This window comes from Corynebacterium sp. UD i78, from assembly GCF_056280545.1.
Map to the genome: position 1 here is coordinate 35,075 of NZ_JBWCED010000001.1, position 17,200 is coordinate 52,274.

14 protein-coding genes are annotated in these 17,200 nt (G+C 66.8%); 9 read left to right on the forward strand and 5 right to left on the reverse strand.

Features of this window, described 5'->3' with window-relative positions:
• Nucleotides 1–152: 152 nt before the first annotated feature.
• Genes ACZ9GM_RS00145 through ACZ9GM_RS00160 form a run of 4 tightly spaced genes read right to left on the reverse strand, consistent with a single transcriptional unit; the run spans nt 153 to nt 5,376 of the window.
• On the reverse strand, nt 153–1,820 hold the full coding sequence (locus ACZ9GM_RS00145) for a dipeptide ABC transporter ATP-binding protein (RefSeq protein WP_476036937.1): 1,668 nt from the start codon (nt 1,818–1,820) through the stop codon (nt 153–155).
• Nucleotides 1,817–2,785 carry an ABC transporter permease gene (locus ACZ9GM_RS00150; protein ID WP_476036938.1) on the reverse strand — a complete coding sequence of 323 codons (969 nt, stop codon included), beginning with the start codon at nt 2,783–2,785 and terminating at the stop codon, nt 1,817–1,819. The genes ACZ9GM_RS00145 and ACZ9GM_RS00150 overlap by 4 nt, the downstream gene beginning before the upstream one ends.
• A complete protein-coding gene (locus ACZ9GM_RS00155) occupies nt 2,778–3,704 on the reverse strand; it encodes an ABC transporter permease (protein WP_291476178.1) in 927 nt (308 codons plus the stop codon). The genes ACZ9GM_RS00150 and ACZ9GM_RS00155 overlap by 8 nt, the downstream gene beginning before the upstream one ends.
• A 1-nt stretch (nt 3,705) precedes the next feature.
• Nucleotides 3,706–5,376 (reverse strand): peptide ABC transporter substrate-binding protein, encoded by a 1,671-nt coding sequence (locus ACZ9GM_RS00160; protein WP_476036939.1) that lies wholly within the window; start codon nt 5,374–5,376, stop codon nt 3,706–3,708.
• A 241-nt stretch (nt 5,377–5,617) separates the two neighbouring features.
• Here ACZ9GM_RS00160 and ACZ9GM_RS00165 point away from each other — a divergent pair, with 241 nt between their 5' ends.
• The 8 genes from ACZ9GM_RS00165 (at nt 5,618) to ACZ9GM_RS00200 (ending at nt 15,635) form a co-directional block, all read left to right on the forward strand.
• Nucleotides 5,618–6,517, forward strand: coding sequence for a phosphoribosylaminoimidazolesuccinocarboxamide synthase (locus ACZ9GM_RS00165; RefSeq protein WP_476036940.1), 900 nt, complete (start codon nt 5,618–5,620; stop codon nt 6,515–6,517).
• Between the two features lie 45 nt (nt 6,518–6,562).
• Nucleotides 6,563–8,749, forward strand: a complete 2,187-nt coding sequence (locus ACZ9GM_RS00170) for a S9 family peptidase (RefSeq protein WP_476036941.1) — start codon at nt 6,563–6,565, stop codon at nt 8,747–8,749.
• A 214-nt stretch (nt 8,750–8,963) separates the two neighbouring features.
• Nucleotides 8,964–10,358 (forward strand): cation:dicarboxylate symporter family transporter, encoded by a 1,395-nt coding sequence (locus ACZ9GM_RS00175; RefSeq protein WP_476036942.1) that lies wholly within the window; start codon nt 8,964–8,966, stop codon nt 10,356–10,358.
• Nucleotides 10,359–10,521: 163 nt separating this feature from the next.
• Nucleotides 10,522–10,776, forward strand: a complete 255-nt coding sequence (purS, locus tag ACZ9GM_RS00180; RefSeq protein ID WP_291476173.1) for a phosphoribosylformylglycinamidine synthase subunit PurS — start codon at nt 10,522–10,524, stop codon at nt 10,774–10,776.
• A complete protein-coding gene (gene purQ / locus ACZ9GM_RS00185; RefSeq protein ID WP_476036943.1) occupies nt 10,776–11,447 on the forward strand; it encodes a phosphoribosylformylglycinamidine synthase subunit PurQ in 672 nt (223 codons plus the stop codon). Before purS ends, purQ begins: the two co-directional genes overlap by 1 nt.
• 27 nt (nt 11,448–11,474) lie before the next feature.
• The gene (gene purL / locus ACZ9GM_RS00190; RefSeq protein WP_476036944.1) at nt 11,475–13,820 is read left to right on the forward strand and encodes a phosphoribosylformylglycinamidine synthase subunit PurL; all 2,346 of its coding nucleotides are present in this window, start codon (nt 11,475–11,477) and stop codon (nt 13,818–13,820) included.
• Nucleotides 13,821–13,938: 118 nt separating this feature from the next.
• Entirely contained in the window at nt 13,939–14,808 is an 870-nt protein-coding gene (locus ACZ9GM_RS00195) for a hypothetical protein (protein WP_476036945.1), read from the forward strand.
• Between the two features lie 89 nt (nt 14,809–14,897).
• Nucleotides 14,898–15,635 carry a hypothetical protein gene (locus ACZ9GM_RS00200; RefSeq protein WP_291476169.1) on the forward strand — a complete coding sequence of 246 codons (738 nt, stop codon included), beginning with the start codon at nt 14,898–14,900 and terminating at the stop codon, nt 15,633–15,635.
• Between the two features lie 9 nt (nt 15,636–15,644).
• Here ACZ9GM_RS00200 and ACZ9GM_RS00205 read toward each other — a convergent pair whose 3' ends face one another.
• On the reverse strand, nt 15,645–16,601 hold the full coding sequence (locus ACZ9GM_RS00205; RefSeq protein ID WP_291476168.1) for an acyl-CoA thioesterase: 957 nt from the start codon (nt 16,599–16,601) through the stop codon (nt 15,645–15,647).
• Between the two features lie 217 nt (nt 16,602–16,818).
• Here ACZ9GM_RS00205 and ACZ9GM_RS00210 point away from each other — a divergent pair, with 217 nt between their 5' ends.
• On the forward strand, nt 16,819–17,196 hold the full coding sequence (locus ACZ9GM_RS00210; protein WP_291476167.1) for a sterol carrier family protein: 378 nt from the start codon (nt 16,819–16,821) through the stop codon (nt 17,194–17,196).
• The last annotated feature ends 4 nt before the right edge of the window (nt 17,197–17,200 follow it).

Consider the following 17,200-nt stretch of genomic DNA (forward strand, 5'->3'; position numbering starts at 1 on the left):
GTGGTGGAGTCACGGTGAGTTGTGTATGTGGCGTGACTGGCGTCCGGGGGTGCGCGCCGGTGGCCCGGTGAGAGTCCCCGCGCTGCCGGTGCGACCCGACCGGTTGGTCAGGGTGGCTGATTCCACCCTCCCGAGTCGCACCTGGCGCGGCACTACCCCTGGTACAGCGGCAACGTGCCACCCGGGATCGACTCGATGAGTCGACGGGTGTACTCCTGCTCCGGGTTGTCGAACAGGGCGTCCGTCTCCCCGCGCTCGACGATCCGACCGGACTTCATGACCAGCGTCTCGTCGGCGATCTGCTTGACCACCGCGAGATCATGGGTGATGAAGAGGTAGGTCAGCCCCATCTCGTCCTGCAGGTCGTTGAGCAGCGAGAGCACCTGTGACTGCACCAGCACGTCGAGCGCACTGACCGCCTCGTCGAGGATCAGCGCCTCCGGGCCCAGCGCCAGCGCACGGGCGATCGCGACACGCTGACGCTGACCGCCGGAAAGCTCCCCGGGGTAGCGGGACAGCATCGACGACGGCATGGCCACCAGGTCCAGCAGTTCGCGGACACGGGCCTCCTGCTCCTTCTTCGAGCCGACCTTGTGGATCTTCAGCGGCTCGGCGATGGTGTTGAACACCGAGTACATCGGATCGACCGACCCGTAGGGGTTCTGGAACACCGGCTGGACGCGGCGTCGGAACGCCAGCTCACCGGCCCTGTCCAGGTGGGTGACGTCGGTGCCGTCGAAGGAAACCGTTCCACTGGTCGGCTCCAACAGGCCGAGCACCATCTGCGCGACCGTGGACTTGCCCGAGCCGGACTCGCCGACGAGCGCGAGAGTGCGGCCCTCGCGCAGGAAGAAGTTCACGTCCTCGGCGGCGGTGAAGTCCTTCTTCCGCCACGGCCTGTCACCGGGGACCTGGTAGATCTTCGTCAGACCGGAGACCTCGATGAGGTTGGGGGACGCCTCTTCAGCGTCCTCCCCGGAATCCCGGAGGGGTTCCTCGATGTCAAGGTCGATACGACGCGCGGCGACCGACGGGGCGGACGCCACAAGCTTCTGCGTGTACGGGTGCTGCGGATTCTGCAGGATCTCCAGCGACGGGCCGGCCTCCACGATCCGGCCCTGGCTCATGACGATGATGCGCTGGGCGCGTTCGGCGGCCAGGCCGAGGTCGTGGGTGATTAGCAGCACCGCGGTGCCGAGCTCCTCGGTCAGCCCCTGGAGGTGGTCGAGGATCTGCTGCTGGACCGTCACGTCGAGCGCGGAGGTCGGCTCGTCGGCGATGAGCAGTTTCGGACGCGCCGCCAGGCCGCAGGCGATGAGCGCACGCTGACGCTGACCGCCGGAGAACTGGTGCGGGAACTGGTTGATCCGGCGGTCGGCTTCGGTGAGCCCGGCCTCCTCCATGAGCTCGACGGCCCGGTCGTGGGCTGCGGAGCCGGAGGCGACGTTGTTGGCCTTCAGCGCCTCCTTGATGTGGTGGCCGACGCTCCACACCGGGTTGAGGTTGCTCATCGGGTCCTGGGGGACCAGACCGACCTCGGAACCACGGATTCCGGTGAACTCACGCTCGGAGAGATGGGTGATGTCCCGGCCGTCGAAGGTGATGGTGCCGTCGGTGACGTGGCCGCCACCGGGCAGCAGTCCCATGATGCTCATCGCGGTGGTGGACTTGCCCGAGCCGGACTCACCCACCACGGCGACGGTCTCGCCGGGCCAGATGTCGAAGTTGACGTCGAAGACCGTCGGCAGCGGGTTCTTCCGCGTACCGAAGGCGATGTCGACGTTACGCAGGGAGAGCAGAGGAGAGGTTGCGTCACTCATCGGGTGCGCTCCTTCGGGTCGAGGGCGTCCTTGAGGGTGTCGCCGAGCAGGATGAATCCCAGCACGGTGATTGCCAGCGCGCCCGCCGGGTAGAACAGGATCTCCGGGGCGACACGCAGCGTGGATTGCGCGGTGGAGATGTCGTTGCCCCAGGAGACGGTCTCCGGGGGAAGACCGATGCCCAGGTAGGAAAGTGTCGCCTCGGCGACGATGTAGATGCCCAGGTTGGTCGTCGTCATCACGATGATCGGTGCCAGGCAGTTCGGCAGGATGTGACGTACGAGGATGCCGATCTTCGACAGGCCCAGGGCACGGGACGCCTGGACGTAGTCGTTGTTCTTCGTCTGCATCACCGCGCCACGGACCATGCGGGCCATCTGCGGCCAGCCGAACAGCGACAGCACCAGGACCACGGTCCAGGTGGTGCGCACGTCGAAGGCCTGCATCAGCACGATGCCGGCGAGCAGCAGTGGGATGGCGAAGAAGATGTCGGTGAGGCGGGAGAGGACGGCGTCCACCCAGCCCCCGAAGTAGCCGGCGGTCGCGCCGACGACGATGCCCAGGACGGTCACGGCCAGCGTCGTGAGGACGCCGGTCGCGATGGACGCACGGGCGCCGTAGATGGTGCGGGCGTAGACGTCGTACCCCTGCTGGGTGAAGCCGAAGGGATGGCCGGAGCGGGCACCCTCGAGGGAGTCCTCGAGGTCGGCGGCCCGCGGGTCGGTCCCGGAGAACAGGCCCGGAAACAGGGCTACCAGGAGAACCAGGGTGATGATGACGACGGAGACCCAGAACATGGGTCGGCGTCGCAGATTCACCCAGGCAGATCCCCAGATGCCGCGGGGTGCTGCATCGGGCAGCAGCTGGTCACGGGTCAGGACGTCATCGGTCTCGACCTCGGCGACCCAACGACCGTCGCGGTCGAGGGGAGTGGGGCGTGTGTTCTTGTGCGTGGACTCAGGCATAGCGGATCCTCGGGTCGAGCAGGGCGTAGAGAAGGTCGATGATGAGGTTGGAGAGTACGAAGATGATCACCAGGACGGTGACCACGGAGACCACCGTCGGGGACTCCCCGAGCTTCACCGCCTCGAAGAGCAGTCCGCCGACGCCGTGGATATTGAAGATGCCCTCGGTGACGATCGCGCCGCCGAGCAGGGCGGCGAAGTCGGCGCCGATGAATGTGACGACCGGGATGAGCGAGTTGCGCAGCACGTGGGCCGCGATGACCTTCGGTCGGGACAGGCCACGGGCCGAGGCGGTGCGGACGTAGTCGGCACGTAGGTTCTGCGCGACCTCGGAGCGGGTCAGCCTCAACACGTAGGCGAAGGAGACGAGCCCCAGTACGAAGGCGGGCAACAACAGTCTCGTGAAGGAGCCGTGGGAGCCGACGGTCGGTGGGACGATGCCCCACTGGATACCGAAGAGGAACTGGCCGACGAAGCCGAGCACGAAGACCGGGATGGCGATGATGATCAGGGAGACGACCAGGAGGGTCGAATCGAACCAGCCGCCCTTCTTCAGGCCGGCGACGACACCGAAGCCGACACCGAAGACGGTCTCGATGACCAGTGCCATCAGCGCCAGCCGGATGGTGATCGGGAAGGCCTCGGCGAGCACCGTGGTGACCTCGCGTCCGGAGAAGGTGAGGCCCAGATCGCCCTGGAAGATGCCGCCGAGGTACATGAAGTACTGGACGATGAAGGGCTTGTCGAGGTGGTACTGCTCGCGGATGGAGTCCAGCACCGCGGGGTCGGCGGCCTTGTCGCCTGCCAGGGCCAGTACGGGGTCACCGGGGGTGAGGAAGACCATCGCGTAGATGAGGAAAGTGGCCCCGAGGAAGACGGGGATGAGCTGGAGGAGTCGTTTACCGAGATACCACCACATGTCAGTTCACATCCTTGGTGATCTCGGTGTACACGGGCATGCCGAGCCAGCCGGACTCGACGTTCTGGAGATCCGGGTTCCAGGCGGTGGACGCGGCGTAGTACCACAGCGGAATCTGGGGCAGGTCCTGCATGAGGATCTCCTGCGCGCTGTTGTAGATCGGCTGCGCCTCTTCGGGACTGGACTGTGCCGCAGCCTCGGCGAGGAGCTCGTCGAAATCCTTGTTGGAGTAGCCGCCGTCATTGGCGGAATCCCCGGTGCGGTAGTTCGAGACGAGGAAGGACGCGATTGACGGGTAATCGGCGTTCCAGCCGGACCGGAAGGCCGCGCCGACGGTGCCGTTGACCACGTCGTCACGCATGGCCTTGAACGTGGGGTAGGCCTTGCCGGTGGCGTCGATGCCCAGGTTCTGGCGGATGCTGTTGGTCACCGCTTCGACCCACTGCTGGTGGCCGCCGTCGGAGTTGTAGGCGATCTGGAACTTCTGACCACCCCACGGGTTGATCTTGTTCGCCTCCTCCCACAGCTCCTTGGCCTTCTCCGGCTGGTAGGTCAGGACCTCCTTGCCCTCGATGTCCGGCAGACCGCCGGCCAGGGTCGGGGCGCCGAAGTCTTCGGCGATCTGGCGGGCGCCGAAGTACACCTTGTCGATGATCAGCTGCCGGTCGATGGACATGGAGATCGCCGCGCGACGCAGGCGTCCCTCCTCGTCCGTGGCGAAGCCGGGAAGGTTCTCCGGGATCGTGAAGTTCTGGATCGCGGCGTAGGGCCTGTCGTCGTGCGAGTCCGGGAAGTCCTCGGTGTAGGTGGGGTACGCCTCGGGGGAGACCGCCTCACGCATGTGGTCGAGGTCGCCGGACTGCAGGTCGGCGTAGGCGGTGTTCAGCGAGGAGTACATGAGGAAGGCGATGCCCGGGTTCTTCGGGGCGTCCTCCCCGGGGTAGTCCGGGTTGGCCTTCAGCGATATGGCGATGTTGTGCTGCCAGGCGTCCTGCCCGTCCATCATGTACGGGCCGTTGCCGATGGGGTGCTCGCCGAAGCCCTTGGGGTCGTCGAAGAAGACCGAGGGCAGCGGGACGAAGGCGGAGTAACCGAGCAGCAGGGGGAAGGTCGAGTCAGGCGCGGAGAGCGTGACGGTGAACTCCGTGTCGCTGATCTTCGTCAGACCGGACATGGTGTCCGCGGTCGCGCCGACGGTGTTGCCGTCCTCGTCGGTGGTGCCGGCCACCTCGTCGTAACCCTTGATCGGCGCGAAGAAGGCGGACTGCAGCTGGGCGTTGGCCGGGTCAACGGCCCAGTTCCAGGCGTCGATGAAGGAGTCCGAGGTGATCTTCTCGCCGTTGGTGAAGCTCCAGTCCCGCAGCTTGATGCGGAAGGAGGTGGAGTTACTGTTCGGGGTGATCGATTCAGCGACCGCGTTCCGTGCTTCGCCCTCCGGGGTGTAGCGGGCGAGGCCGGTGAAGAGGTTCTCGATCACCTGGCCACCGTTGACTTCCTGGGTGTTGGTCGGGATCAGCGGGTTCTGCGGCTCACCGCCGAAGAAGGTGATGTAGTCGTCCGGCACTTTGGAGGTGTCGTTCATGCAGGCGGTGAGGCCGAAGACCACGGCAACGCTGGTGAGCAGTGCCGTGATGAGGCGGGGTATGTGACCGGGGAGCCTGGTGCGGCCCATGTCGGTGCCTTTCGTCAGAAGGGGTAGGGGACCCGGGCCGATGGAGACGGTCAGGGACAACTGGTTGCTGGATCACGGTGACCGGGGTCATGAGATCCGGACCACAGATACTTTAGAGTTACCAGGGATACACCGGGTATTCATCCGGAAGAACCCCCGGCGTCGGCGGTGTGGGGTCTGTCGCCCGGCTGTGGGGTGGCCGCGTGGAGATCGGCTGCGCGGCGGGCTAGACTTTGCCCCCATGCGACCTGACTTGTCCGAGTACACGCACTTTTCCGCAGGTAAGGTGCGCGAGATCTACGAGATCGACGACGCCACCCTCCTCATGGTGGCCACCGACCGGATCTCCGCCTACGACTTCGTCCTGGACACGGACATCCCTGACAAGGGACGCGTCCTCACCGCGATGAGCGACTTCTTCTTCGCGGCCCTGGACTTCCCGAACCACCTCGCGGGTGCCGCCGATGACGAGCGGATCCCGGAGAAGGTCCTCGGCCGGGCGATGGTCTGCCGCAAGCTGGAGATGCTCCCCTTCGAGTGCGTCGTCCGCGGCTACCTGACCGGTTCCGGGCTCAAGGAGTACCGGGAGAACGGCACCGTCTGCGGTGTCGAGCTGCCCGAGGGGCTCACCGAGGCCTCCAGGCTGCCGGAGCCGATCTTCACCCCGGCGACGAAGGCCGAGATCGGTGACCATGACGAGAACGTCTCCTTTGACCGGGTCGTCGCCGACCTGGGTCAGGAGCGCGCCGAGGAACTGCGCGCGGCGTCCATCAGGATCTACAGCCAGGCTGCGGCCGTCGCCGCCGAGCACGGCATCATCCTCGCCGACACGAAGTTCGAGTTCGGTCTGGACGCCGAGGGCAACCTGGTCCTCGGCGACGAGGTCCTCACCCCGGACTCCTCCCGCTACTGGCCCGCGGACACCTACGAGGAGGGCAAGGTCCAGCCCAGCTTCGACAAGCAGTACGTGCGCAACTGGCTGACCGGGCCGAAGTCCGGCTGGGACATCAAGTCCCAGACCCCGCCGCCGGAGCTGCCCGGCTCGGTCGTCGAAGCCACCCGCGAGCGCTACATCGAGGCCTACGAGCGGATCTCGGGGAACCGCTTCGCCGACTGGATCGGCACCTGCGCGGGGTACTGAGCCCGCCGCGGCCCGCACCACACGTCGCGGCTACGATCGGGCGTCATGGATTCAGACACTCCTATGCCCGCGACCGTGGCGGCTCTTCCTCCGGTCGCCGCGAAGATCCCGCACATCCGCACCTTCCACGGCCGTGAGTTCCGGGATGACTACGAATGGCTCCGGGAGAAGGACAACCCGGCGGTCCGGGAGTACCTGGAGGCGGAGAACGCCTTCACCGACTCCCGCACTTCGCACCTCAAACCGCTGGAGGACGCCATCTTCGGCGAGGTGAAGGAGCGTGTCCGCGAGACCGACATGTCCCTGCCGGTCCGCGCCGGACGCTACTGGTACTTCTCGCGCACCGAGGAGGGCAAGAGCTACGGCATCTCCAGCCGCATCCCCGTCAATGACGCCGCCCCGTGGACCCCACCGGAGATCGTGCCGGGGGAACCGGCACCGAACGAGGAGGTCATCCTCGACAGCAATGAGCTCGCCGAGGGCCATGAGTTCTTCAGCCTGGGCGCGGCGAGCGTGACAGTCGACGGCCGCTACCTCGCGTACTCCGTGGACCTGGCCGGTGATGAGCGCTTCGATCTGCGGATCAAGGATCTCAGCACGGGGGAACTGCTGGCCGACGAGATCCCCGGCGTCGCCTACGGTGCGACCTGGGTCGGCGACGACTTTCTCTTCTACCAGCGGGTGGATGAGGCCTGGCGTCCTCACGAGGTGTGGCGCCACCATGTCGGTAGCCCGGTCAGTGAGGACGTCTGCATCTTCCGTGAGGAGGACGAGCACTACTGGGTGGGGGTCGGGGTGACCCGTTCCGAGCGGTTCCTGCTGGTCTCTGCGGCCTCGAAGACCACCAGTGAATCCTGGTACCTGGACCTCGGTACCGACGGGGAGAATGCCGACGGTGAGCTGTCCTGCATCCGACCGCGGGAACAGGGCGTGCAGTACGACGTCGACCATGCGGTCGTCGGCGGCGAGGACCACTGGCTGGTGCTCCATGACTCCCTCGACAAGCGTCCCAACGGCGAGCTGGGACGCTGCCCGGTCGGCCCGATCGATGACCTGGACGCGTTGACGGTCATGGTGGAGCACCGCGACGACCGTCGGGTCGAGGGTGTCGACGTTTTCGCCGACCACATCGTGCTCTCCACCCGCGACAACGCCATCGAGAAGCTCTCGCTGATGATGCTCGGCGGTAGCGACGACGAGGACGCCACGGGTTGGGGCACCTTTGAGCCCGTCGCCTTCGACGAGGAGCTGTACTCCGCCGGCAGCACCGGGAACGCGGAGTGGGAGTCCCCGGTGCTGCGGGTCAGCTACACCAGCTACGTCACCCCGGGGCAGGTGTGGGAGATCGACCTGGCGTCCGGTGGGCGGACGCTGCGCAAGCAGCAGGAGGTCCTCGGTGACGTGGACCTGTCGCAGTACACGGCGTCCCGCCGGTGGGTGAGGGCGACCGACGGTGCGGACATCCCGGTCTCGCTGATCCACCGCACCGATGTGCCGCTGGACCGGGTCAACCCGGTGCTGCTCTACGGCTACGGCTCCTATGAGGCGTGCATGGACCCGTACTTCTCGGTGTTCCGGCTGTCGATGCTGGACCGCGGTGTGGTCTACGCCGTCGCGCACGTCCGTGGTGGCGGCGAGATGGGTCGCATCTGGTACGAGCAGGGCAAGGAGTTGCAGAAGAAGACGACCTTCACCGACTTCATCGACGTCGCCGACAACCTCATCGCCGCCGGGATGACTACTCCGGAGCGGATGGTGGCCGAAGGCGGGTCCGCCGGCGGCCTGCTCATGGGTGCGGTGGCGAACATGGCCCCGGACCGGTTCGTCGGTATCGAGGCTGTGGTGCCTTTCGTGGATCCGCTGACCTCAATGCTCATGCCGGAGCTGCCGCTGACTGTCACCGAGTGGGAGGAGTGGGGCGATCCGTTCCACGATGCCGGGGTCTACGACTACATGGCGACCTATGCACCCTACGAGAACGTGACGACTCAGAAGTACCCGTCGATCCTCGCGGTGAGCGGCTTCAACGACACCCGCGTGCTCTACGTGGAGCCGAGCAAGTGGGTGGCGAAGCTGCGGGAGACCGCCGCGCCGGAGTCCGGGGAGATCCTGCTGAAGACGGACATGTCCTCCGGGCACGGGGGAGTGTCCGGACGCTACGCCAAGTGGCACCAGACCTCTTTCGAGATCGCCTGGGAACTGGACCTGATGGGTGCCACCGAACGTCTCTGAGGAGCTGCCTGAATCACCCCCGGTGCCTGTCTGGCGGACACCGGGTCCCACGGTCTGACCACTTTGTAACCGTATACTGGGACAACAGTGTGAGTGAATAAAGTTCACGTGAACTGGTGTGATCGTCCCCATACATGAACGGCGGGGGGAGCGGTACGGAATCGCTGAAAAACCTTTTGGAGCGGGGGTCGGTCGGGGGTAGATTCTTGCGACTATGAGCAGTCAAGAGTCTTCGGCGGCAGTGAAGCCGAAGAAGAAGATCAACAAGAGCCAGTGGCTCTACATCACCGTCATCATCGCGATTGTCGCGGGCGTCATCCTGGGCCTCGTCGCCCCGGGCGTGGCATCGAACGTCAAGTTCCTCGGAACGATGTTCGTGAACCTGATCAAGATGATGATCGCGCCGATCATCTTCTGCACCATCGTCGTCGGCGTCGGCCACGTCCGTGAAGCGGCGACAGTGGGTAAGGCCGGCGGCATGGCCCTGGTCTATTTCATCATCATGTCGACCTTCGCCCTGGCCATCGGCCTGGTCGTGGGCAATCTCCTTGACCCGGGCAACGGGCTGAGCATCAACCCGGGAGACTCCGACAAGTACCCCGCGGGCGAGCAGAAGAGTGACGGTGTCCAGGGGATCATCGAGGAGATCATCCCGGACACCATGGTCTCCTCCCTGACCTCCGGTGAGATCCTGCAGGCCCTGTTCGTCGCTCTGCTCGTCGGTTTCGCGGTCCAGGCCATGCCGAACAAGGTCGCCGGTCCGGTGCTCTACGCCGTCGAGCTCGGTCAGCAGGTCGTCTTCAAGGTGATGGCCATGGTGCTGTGGGTAGCTCCGGTCGGTGCCTTCGGTGCGATGGCCGGTGTCGTCGGCGAGACCGGTATGGACGCCGTCTGGAGCCTGATGAAACTCATGCTCGCGTTCTGGATCACCTGCATCCTCTTCATCACGATTGTGCTGGGCACGATGCTCAAGACCGTGACCGGCCTCAGCATCTTCAAGCTGCTGCGCTACCTCGGCAGCGAGTACCTGCTCATCTTCGGTACTTCGTCCTCGGAGTCCGCGCTGCCGCAGCTCATCGACAAGATGGGATTCGCCGGGGTGGACAAGTCCACCGTCGGTATCGTCGTGCCGACCGGCTACTCCTTCAACCTTGACGGCACCGCGATCTACCTGACCATGTCCTCGATCTTCATCGCCGAGGCGATGGACATGCCCATGAGTATCGGCGAGCAGGTCAGCCTCATGGTCATCATGATCATCGCCTCCAAGGGTGCTGCAGGTGTCTCCGGTGCAGGTATCGCGACCCTGGCCGCGGGTCTGCAGGCACACGAGCCGCAGATGCTCTCCGGCGTGGACACGATCCTCGGCATCGACAAGTTCATGTCCGAGGCCCGTTCGCTGACCAACTTCACCGGTAACGCTGTCGCCACCTTCCTCGTCGGCAAGTGGACGAAGTCCATCGACATCCAGCGTGCCCACGATGTCCTCGACCGCAAGGTGGAGTACACCTCGGGTGAGGTCGCGGAGCAGACGCCGGTCGAGGCCTTCGTCGGCGCCAACCCACAGCCGGCGGTCCAGGAGCCCCAGACCGAGATCTGGAAGCCCTGACCTGACCCGCAGGATGACCCGCTGAGCCGGGGCCGCCCCCGCCGTCCCGTGACCCCGCGGGAGCAGGGGACGGTCCCGGTTCGCTCTGTCCGGGTCAACCGGTAAGGTTGTGCCTGTTCAGCAACCCCGACCAGCAACCGCTGACTTTATGGAGAGAATCACCGTGGCCCGAGTCGTTGTCAATGTCATGCCGAAGGCGGAGATCCTGGACCCCCAGGGCCAGGCCGTCGTCCGAGCCCTGGGACGCATCGGCGTCAGCGGTGTCGCTGACGTCCGCCAGGGCAAGCGCTTCGAGCTCGAGGTCGACGGCACCGTGACCGCCGGGGACCTCGACCGGATCGCCGCCACGCTGCTGGCGAACACCGTCATCGAGGACTACGAGGTCGTCACCGCCGAGCTCGCCGGGGAGAACAAGTAATGGCAGCCCGTATCGGTGTCATCACCTTCCCCGGCACCCTGGACGACGTCGACGCAGCCCGCGCCGTGACCATCGCCGGTGCCGAGGCCGTGAGCCTCTGGCATGCGGACGCCGACCTCAGGGACGTCGACGCGGTCGTCGTCCCCGGCGGCTTCTCCTACGGTGACTACCTGCGTTCCGGCGCCATCGCCGCCCAGGCGCCCGTCATGCGCTCCGTCATCGAGCGTGCGAACGCCGGCATGCCCGTTCTGGGCATCTGCAACGGCTTCCAGATCCTCACCGAGGCCGGCCTGCTCCCCGGTGCCCTGACCCGCAACCAGGGTCTGCACTTCCACTGCACGGACGCCTGGCTCGAGGTCGCCAACAACTCCACCGCCTGGACCACCGGTCTTGACGAGGGCCAGAAGATCCTAATCCCGTCGAAGCACGGTGAGGGACGCTTCCAGGCGTCCGCCGAGACCGTCACCGAGCTGGAGGCCGAGGGCCGCGTGGTCTTCCGCTACACCGACAACGTCAACGGTTCGGTCAACGGTATCGCCGGTGTCGGCTCCGCCGACGGTCGCGTCGTCGGCCTCATGCCGCACCCCGAGCACGCCGTGGAGACTCTCACCGGCCCGTCGCTCGACGGCCTGCAGCTGTTCCTGTCCGCCGTCGGCTCCGTCGCCGCCTGATCCGCCGCGTCTTCGCAAGGGAGAACAATGACCGTCCACAACGACACCGTCGCCAACGCCGTAGCCACCCCGGATCTTGAGCAGCCCTGGGCTGAACTCGGCCTCAAGGAGGACGAGTACGGCCGCATCCGGCATATCCTCGGACGCCGCCCCACCGCCGCGGAGCTCGCCATGTACTCCGTGATGTGGTCTGAGCACTGCTCCTACAAGTCCTCCAAGACCCACCTGCGCTACTTCGGTGAGACCACCACCGAGGAGATGCAGTCCAAGATGCTCGCCGGCATCGGCGAGAACGCCGGCGTCATCGACATCGGGGACGGCAACGCCGTCACCTTCAAGGTGGAGTCCCACAACCACCCGTCCTACGTCGAGCCCTACCAGGGTGCGGCCACCGGTGTCGGCGGCATCGTCCGCGACATCATGGCCATGGGTGCCCGCCCGGTCGCCGTCATGGACCAGCTGCGCTTCGGTGCTGCGGACGCCCCGGACACCCAGCGCGTCCTGCCGGGTGTCGTCGCCGGTGTCGGTGGCTACGGCAACTGCCTCGGCCTGCCGAACCTCGGCGGTGAGACCGTCTTTGACCCCTCCTACGCCGGTAACCCGCTGGTCAACGCCCTGTGTGTCGGTACTCTCAAGAGCGATGACCTGAAGCTCGCCTTCGCCTCCGGCGTCGGCAACCGTGTCATCCTCTTCGGCTCCCGCACCGGCCTCGACGGTATCGGCGGCGTGTCCGTGCTCGCCTCCGACACCTTCGAGGAAGGCGCCGAGCGCAAGCTCCCCGCTGTCCAGGTCGGCGACCCCTTCGCCGAGAAGGTGCTCATCGAGTGCTGCCTCGACCTGTACAACGCCGGCGTCGTCGTCGGTATCCAGGACCTCGGCGGTGCCGGTCTGTCCTGCGCCACCTCCGAGCTTGCCGCCGCCGGTGACGGCGGCATGCACATCAACCTCGACAACGTGCACCTGCGTGCCGAGAACATGTCGGCCGCGGACATCCTCTCCTCGGAGTCCCAGGAGCGCATGATGGCTGTCGTCGCGCCCGAGCACGTCGACGCCTTCATGGAGATCTGTGCGAAGTGGGAGGTCATCGCCTCCGACCTCGGCGAGGTCACCGACGGCGACCATCTCGTGATCGAGCACCAGGGCGAGATCGTCGTCGACGCAGACGCGTCCTCCATGGCGGATGAGGGTCCGGTCTACGAGCGTCCCTACGCGAAGCCGGATACCCAGGACGCCCTGAACGAGACCCCTGACCTTGCCCGCCCGGCCTCCGCCGACGAGCTGCGTCAGACCGTGCTCGATCTCGCAGCGTCCCCCGCACTCTGTTCCCGCGCGTACATCACCGAGCAGTACGACCGCTACGTCCGTGGTAACACTGTCCTGGCGAAGGACGCCGACGGTGGCGTCCTGCGTATTGACGAAAAGACCGGACGAGGCATCGCCGTGGCCACCGACGCCTCCGGCCGGTACACGAAGCTGGATCCGAACACCGGTGCCCGCCTGGCGCTGGCAGAGGCGTTCCGCAACGTCTCCGTCACCGGTGCGACCCCGGTCGCCCTGTCCAACTGCCTGAACTTCGGCTCCCCGGAGGACGCCGGCGTGATGTGGCAGTTCCGCGAGGCCGTCCACGGTCTGGCTGACGGTGCCGCTGAGCTCGGCATCCCGGTCACCGGCGGCAACGTCTCCTTCTACAACCAGACCGGTTCCGAACCGATCCTGCCGACCCCGGTCATCGCCGTGCTCGGCACCATCGATGACGTCGCCACCCGCATCCCGGCCCAGGCGCCGGCAGGGGAGTACACCCTGCTGCTGGCCGGCAAGGCCACCGCCGACGAGCTCGGTGGGTCGATCTGGCAGCAGGTCGTCCATGCAACGCTGGCCGGTGTGCCGCCGCAGGTCGACCTCGCTGACGAACAGAAGCTGGGCGCGGCACTGTCCGCACTGCGCGGTACCGTCGCCTCCGCCCACGACCTCTCCGAGGGTGGCCTGTCCCAGGCACTTGTCGAGTTCGCTGTCCAGGCCGGCGCCGCCGTGTCCGTCGACCCGACGGCTGCGCTCGCTGCCGCCACCGGTGATGCCGTGGCGGACACCTTCACCGCACTGTTCTCCGAGACCGCGTCCCGCGTCCTCGTCGCCGTCGCCGTCGACAAGGCGGGGGAGGCGGAGTCAGTCTTCGCCGCCAACGGTGTGCCCGTGGTCACCCTCGGTAAGGCCGTGGTCTCCGGCGACGCCGCTGACGTCGAGGGTCAGGTCATCGAGGTGACCTCTGAGGGTGCGTCCTTCACCCTGCCGGTCGCCGAGGTGAAGGCCGCGTGGGAGGGCACCCTGCCGGGCCTGTTCAGCCACGCCGTCGGAGCGAACTCCGTGATCGACTAGACCCGCTGACGGGGATACTTCCCCGCGGCACCGCTCCGTGTCCCCCGCGTCGGCTATCGTCGCGGGGGACACGGTGTTCTCCTGTCGGAAACACCACGGATTCAAAGGAGCGCGCGCCATGGGCCACTACGACCTCTACTCCTCACTCGGTCTGGACCGGTGGGCCCCACCGGACGCCCTCGCCGCCGAACTGGACCGGCGCATCGCCTGGGCACAGACCGGGAACCCCTCGGCTCTCGACGAACTGCACTGTGCCCGGGCGATCCTCGGGGACCCCGGTCGCCGCACCACCTACGACCGGATGCTCGACAACCCCGCCGGCCCACCGGTCACCACCGACACCCTGCGACAGCTCGCGGCGTCCGCCCCCGGTGGCGGGTCCTCGGGTTCCCCGGGTTCCTCGGGAGGACGCGGCGCCCTGCGGATCCTCGTGCCGGTCATCACCCTGCTGGTCGGTCTCGGGCTCGGCGCCGGGGCAGTGGCCCTGTTCGCGGGCGACGACGGGGACTCCGGACAGGCCATCTCCACCGGCGACCGCGAAGAGGCCGAGTCGCTGACGCAGGAGTTCATCGTGCTGGACAGCAGGGACGCGGCGCTCGACTGGGCGGAGGACCACTTCGACCGACGGGTCCGCAACGAGCTCATCGAGGAACTCGGCGCCAGCGGCAGCCTGCGGGACTTCACGGGAATGGAGGACCTCTTCGGGGGTACGGGCCTGGCCACCGGCCCCGCCACCGAGTTCAGTTCGGTCGTCGCCTACGAGGCCATAGCCTCGGGGATTTCCATGCAGGACGCCCTCGACTCCCTGTCCAGTGAGCAGAACTTCGGGACCGGGGAGATGGGCTCCTCTCTGATGGTCCCCGTCCTTGACCGCAGCGACCGGGCTCTCGGGTTCGTGGTCTTCATCGACGACGGGGGCGACTACCGGGTCGCAGGGTTCGTGGCCACGGGAGCGGTGACGGACTCCGGCTACGGGTGGGACGCCTGATCCCCCGCACCACCTCCGATGACCGGATCAGGGTGAGAACTTTGTTAGTTTATGGGGAGTGAAAGTCAGCGTGGAATGAGGAGACACCCGTGCCAGAGAACCCGTGGGCCAGAGCGGACAGCGGCGAGACCCGGCAATGGGTGCCCGCCACCCCGCAGGGTTCCACCGGTCCGCAGCGATCCGGGGGAGGGAACGGCGGCCTGGTCATCGCGATCATCGCCGCCGTCCTCGCTGTCGCCCTGCTCATCGGCGTGCTCATCTGGCTCTTCACCAGTGGCGGCGATGACAACGACGACAACGCCTCCCCCACGACTCCGCAGTTCAGCGGGGCACCGACGGTCACCGAGACGGTGACCGCGGCCCCTGCCCCCGAACCTGCGCAGCCGGAGCCGACAGCCGCCGCACCGGACAGCGGAAGCGACGGCAGCAGCAACGGCAACGGTGGCAGCAGCTCCGGCAGTTCGGGCAGCGGTTCCCTGCCCTCGGGGCTCACCGACAGTGGGTGGACCGGCTACTCCAACGCCACCTGCAACGGCAGCGACACCTGGGTCTACGCCGGCGGCAACGACTCCACCAAGGTCGTCATCTGCCGGGCGACGGCCCGGGACGGTTCCTCGCTCGGTCTCTACTACCGCGGTCACGCCGGTGGACAGGGCCTGGAGCGGGACGTGGACATGAGTTCCGCCGACATCGCCGCCGGCCACTTCGAGATCCCCGCGAACCCGGCGAAGTTCGTCATCGACGGTGACGAGATGGAGGTCTACGAGAACAACAGTCTCAGGAAGACCCACACCTTCAGCGTGGCCCGCGTCAGGACCTCCGCCTAGAACACCAGCCTAGTTCACCGGGTACTGCGGCTCCTCGCGCAGCGGGCGGAACAGTGGCTCCGGGGAGTACTGGCTGCGGAGCTCGCGGAGAGTGACGGCATGCTGCTCGAGGCGCCGGTCCTCCGGGGACTCCGGGGTGAACTTCCGGGCGTTCAGCGGGTTTCCGTCGATGTCCACGCCGACATAGGTCATCGAGGCGTGGATCGCCACCGGCAGGTTTCCGGTGCCCTCACGGGGATCACCGGCTCGCAGGTGCACCGTGACGGCCATGGAGCGGGTGTCGGTACGGATCAGCCGTGCCTCGACCTCCACCAGGTCGCCGATGTGGACCGGGCGGTAGAAACGGATGCCGCCGGCGTAGACCGCCACGGTCTGCTCCCCGGACCAGGCCATCGTGCAGGCCGTCGCCGCCTCGTCGATCCACTCCATCGCGGTTCCACCGTGGACGTTGCCTCCCCAGTTCACGTCCGTGGGCTTCGCCATGAACCGGTGCACCATACTCGGCCCGGTGCCCGATGCGGTGTAGCTCTGCTTGAGCATCTCCTCCTCGATGGCTTTGCGCAGCCGGACGCGGGACAGCGCGGCGTCCGCCACCCGACGTTCCTCGTCGTTGCGCGGCTCGAAGTGGGGCACCGGGGTCGACTTCCGGTTCTCGTCCATCGCCACGAAGATGACGAGGCAGTCACAGGCGCGGGTGAAGACCAGTTCACGCGGATCCGCCGACAGCACCTCGTTGACGACGTGCATCGACGACCGGCCCGTGTAGGCGATCCGTGACCGGACCTCGACGACGTGCCCCGAGGGGATCGGCCGGGTGAAGTGGATGTGGCCGACGTAGGCGGTCACGCAGTAGGCCCCGGACCAGCCCACGGCGCAGGCGTAGGCTCCCTTGTCGATCCATTCGAGGACGCGACCACCGTGGACGCCGTTCGCACCCTGCATGAGCACGTCCGTCGGCGCTGCCATGAACCGCAGCGTCACGTCGGGGGAAGGGGACCGTTCTACACCGTTCACAGTTTCCGTCACCGGTTCATGCCTTCCATGCTCTCCATACGTCCATCACGCGTCTTCATTCCTGCCATACTATGTGTCTCCGGGTGTCACGTGTAGTGACGGGGCACACTCGACGTGGTGTTCAACAGGCGAACCACATGCACCGACAAACACAGAACAGGGGACACGGGTGGAGAAGACAGAGCCGGCTGAGGTCAGAGCGGCACTGCTTGCGGTGCGGGACTGGGTCGACGGGGACGGGGAGCGTCCCTCCCGGACCGCCGTCGCCCGGGCCTGCCGGCTCAGCACCGCACTGCTCGGGGAGGACGCCCCGGGGCACAGCGTGGAGGTGCGCGTTCCTCCGTTCGCGGCGGTGCAGTGCGTCGCCGGTTCCGTGCACCGACGGGGGACGCCGCCGAACGTCGTGCAGTGCAGTCCGCGGACCTGGCTGCGTCTGGCGACCGGGGTCGACACTCTCGACGACGCGGTGTCCGCCGGGGCCGAGGTGTCGGGGGCGCACGCCGCAGATGTCGCACACTGGCTCCCGGTGGTGGATCTGCGCCGGTGAACAG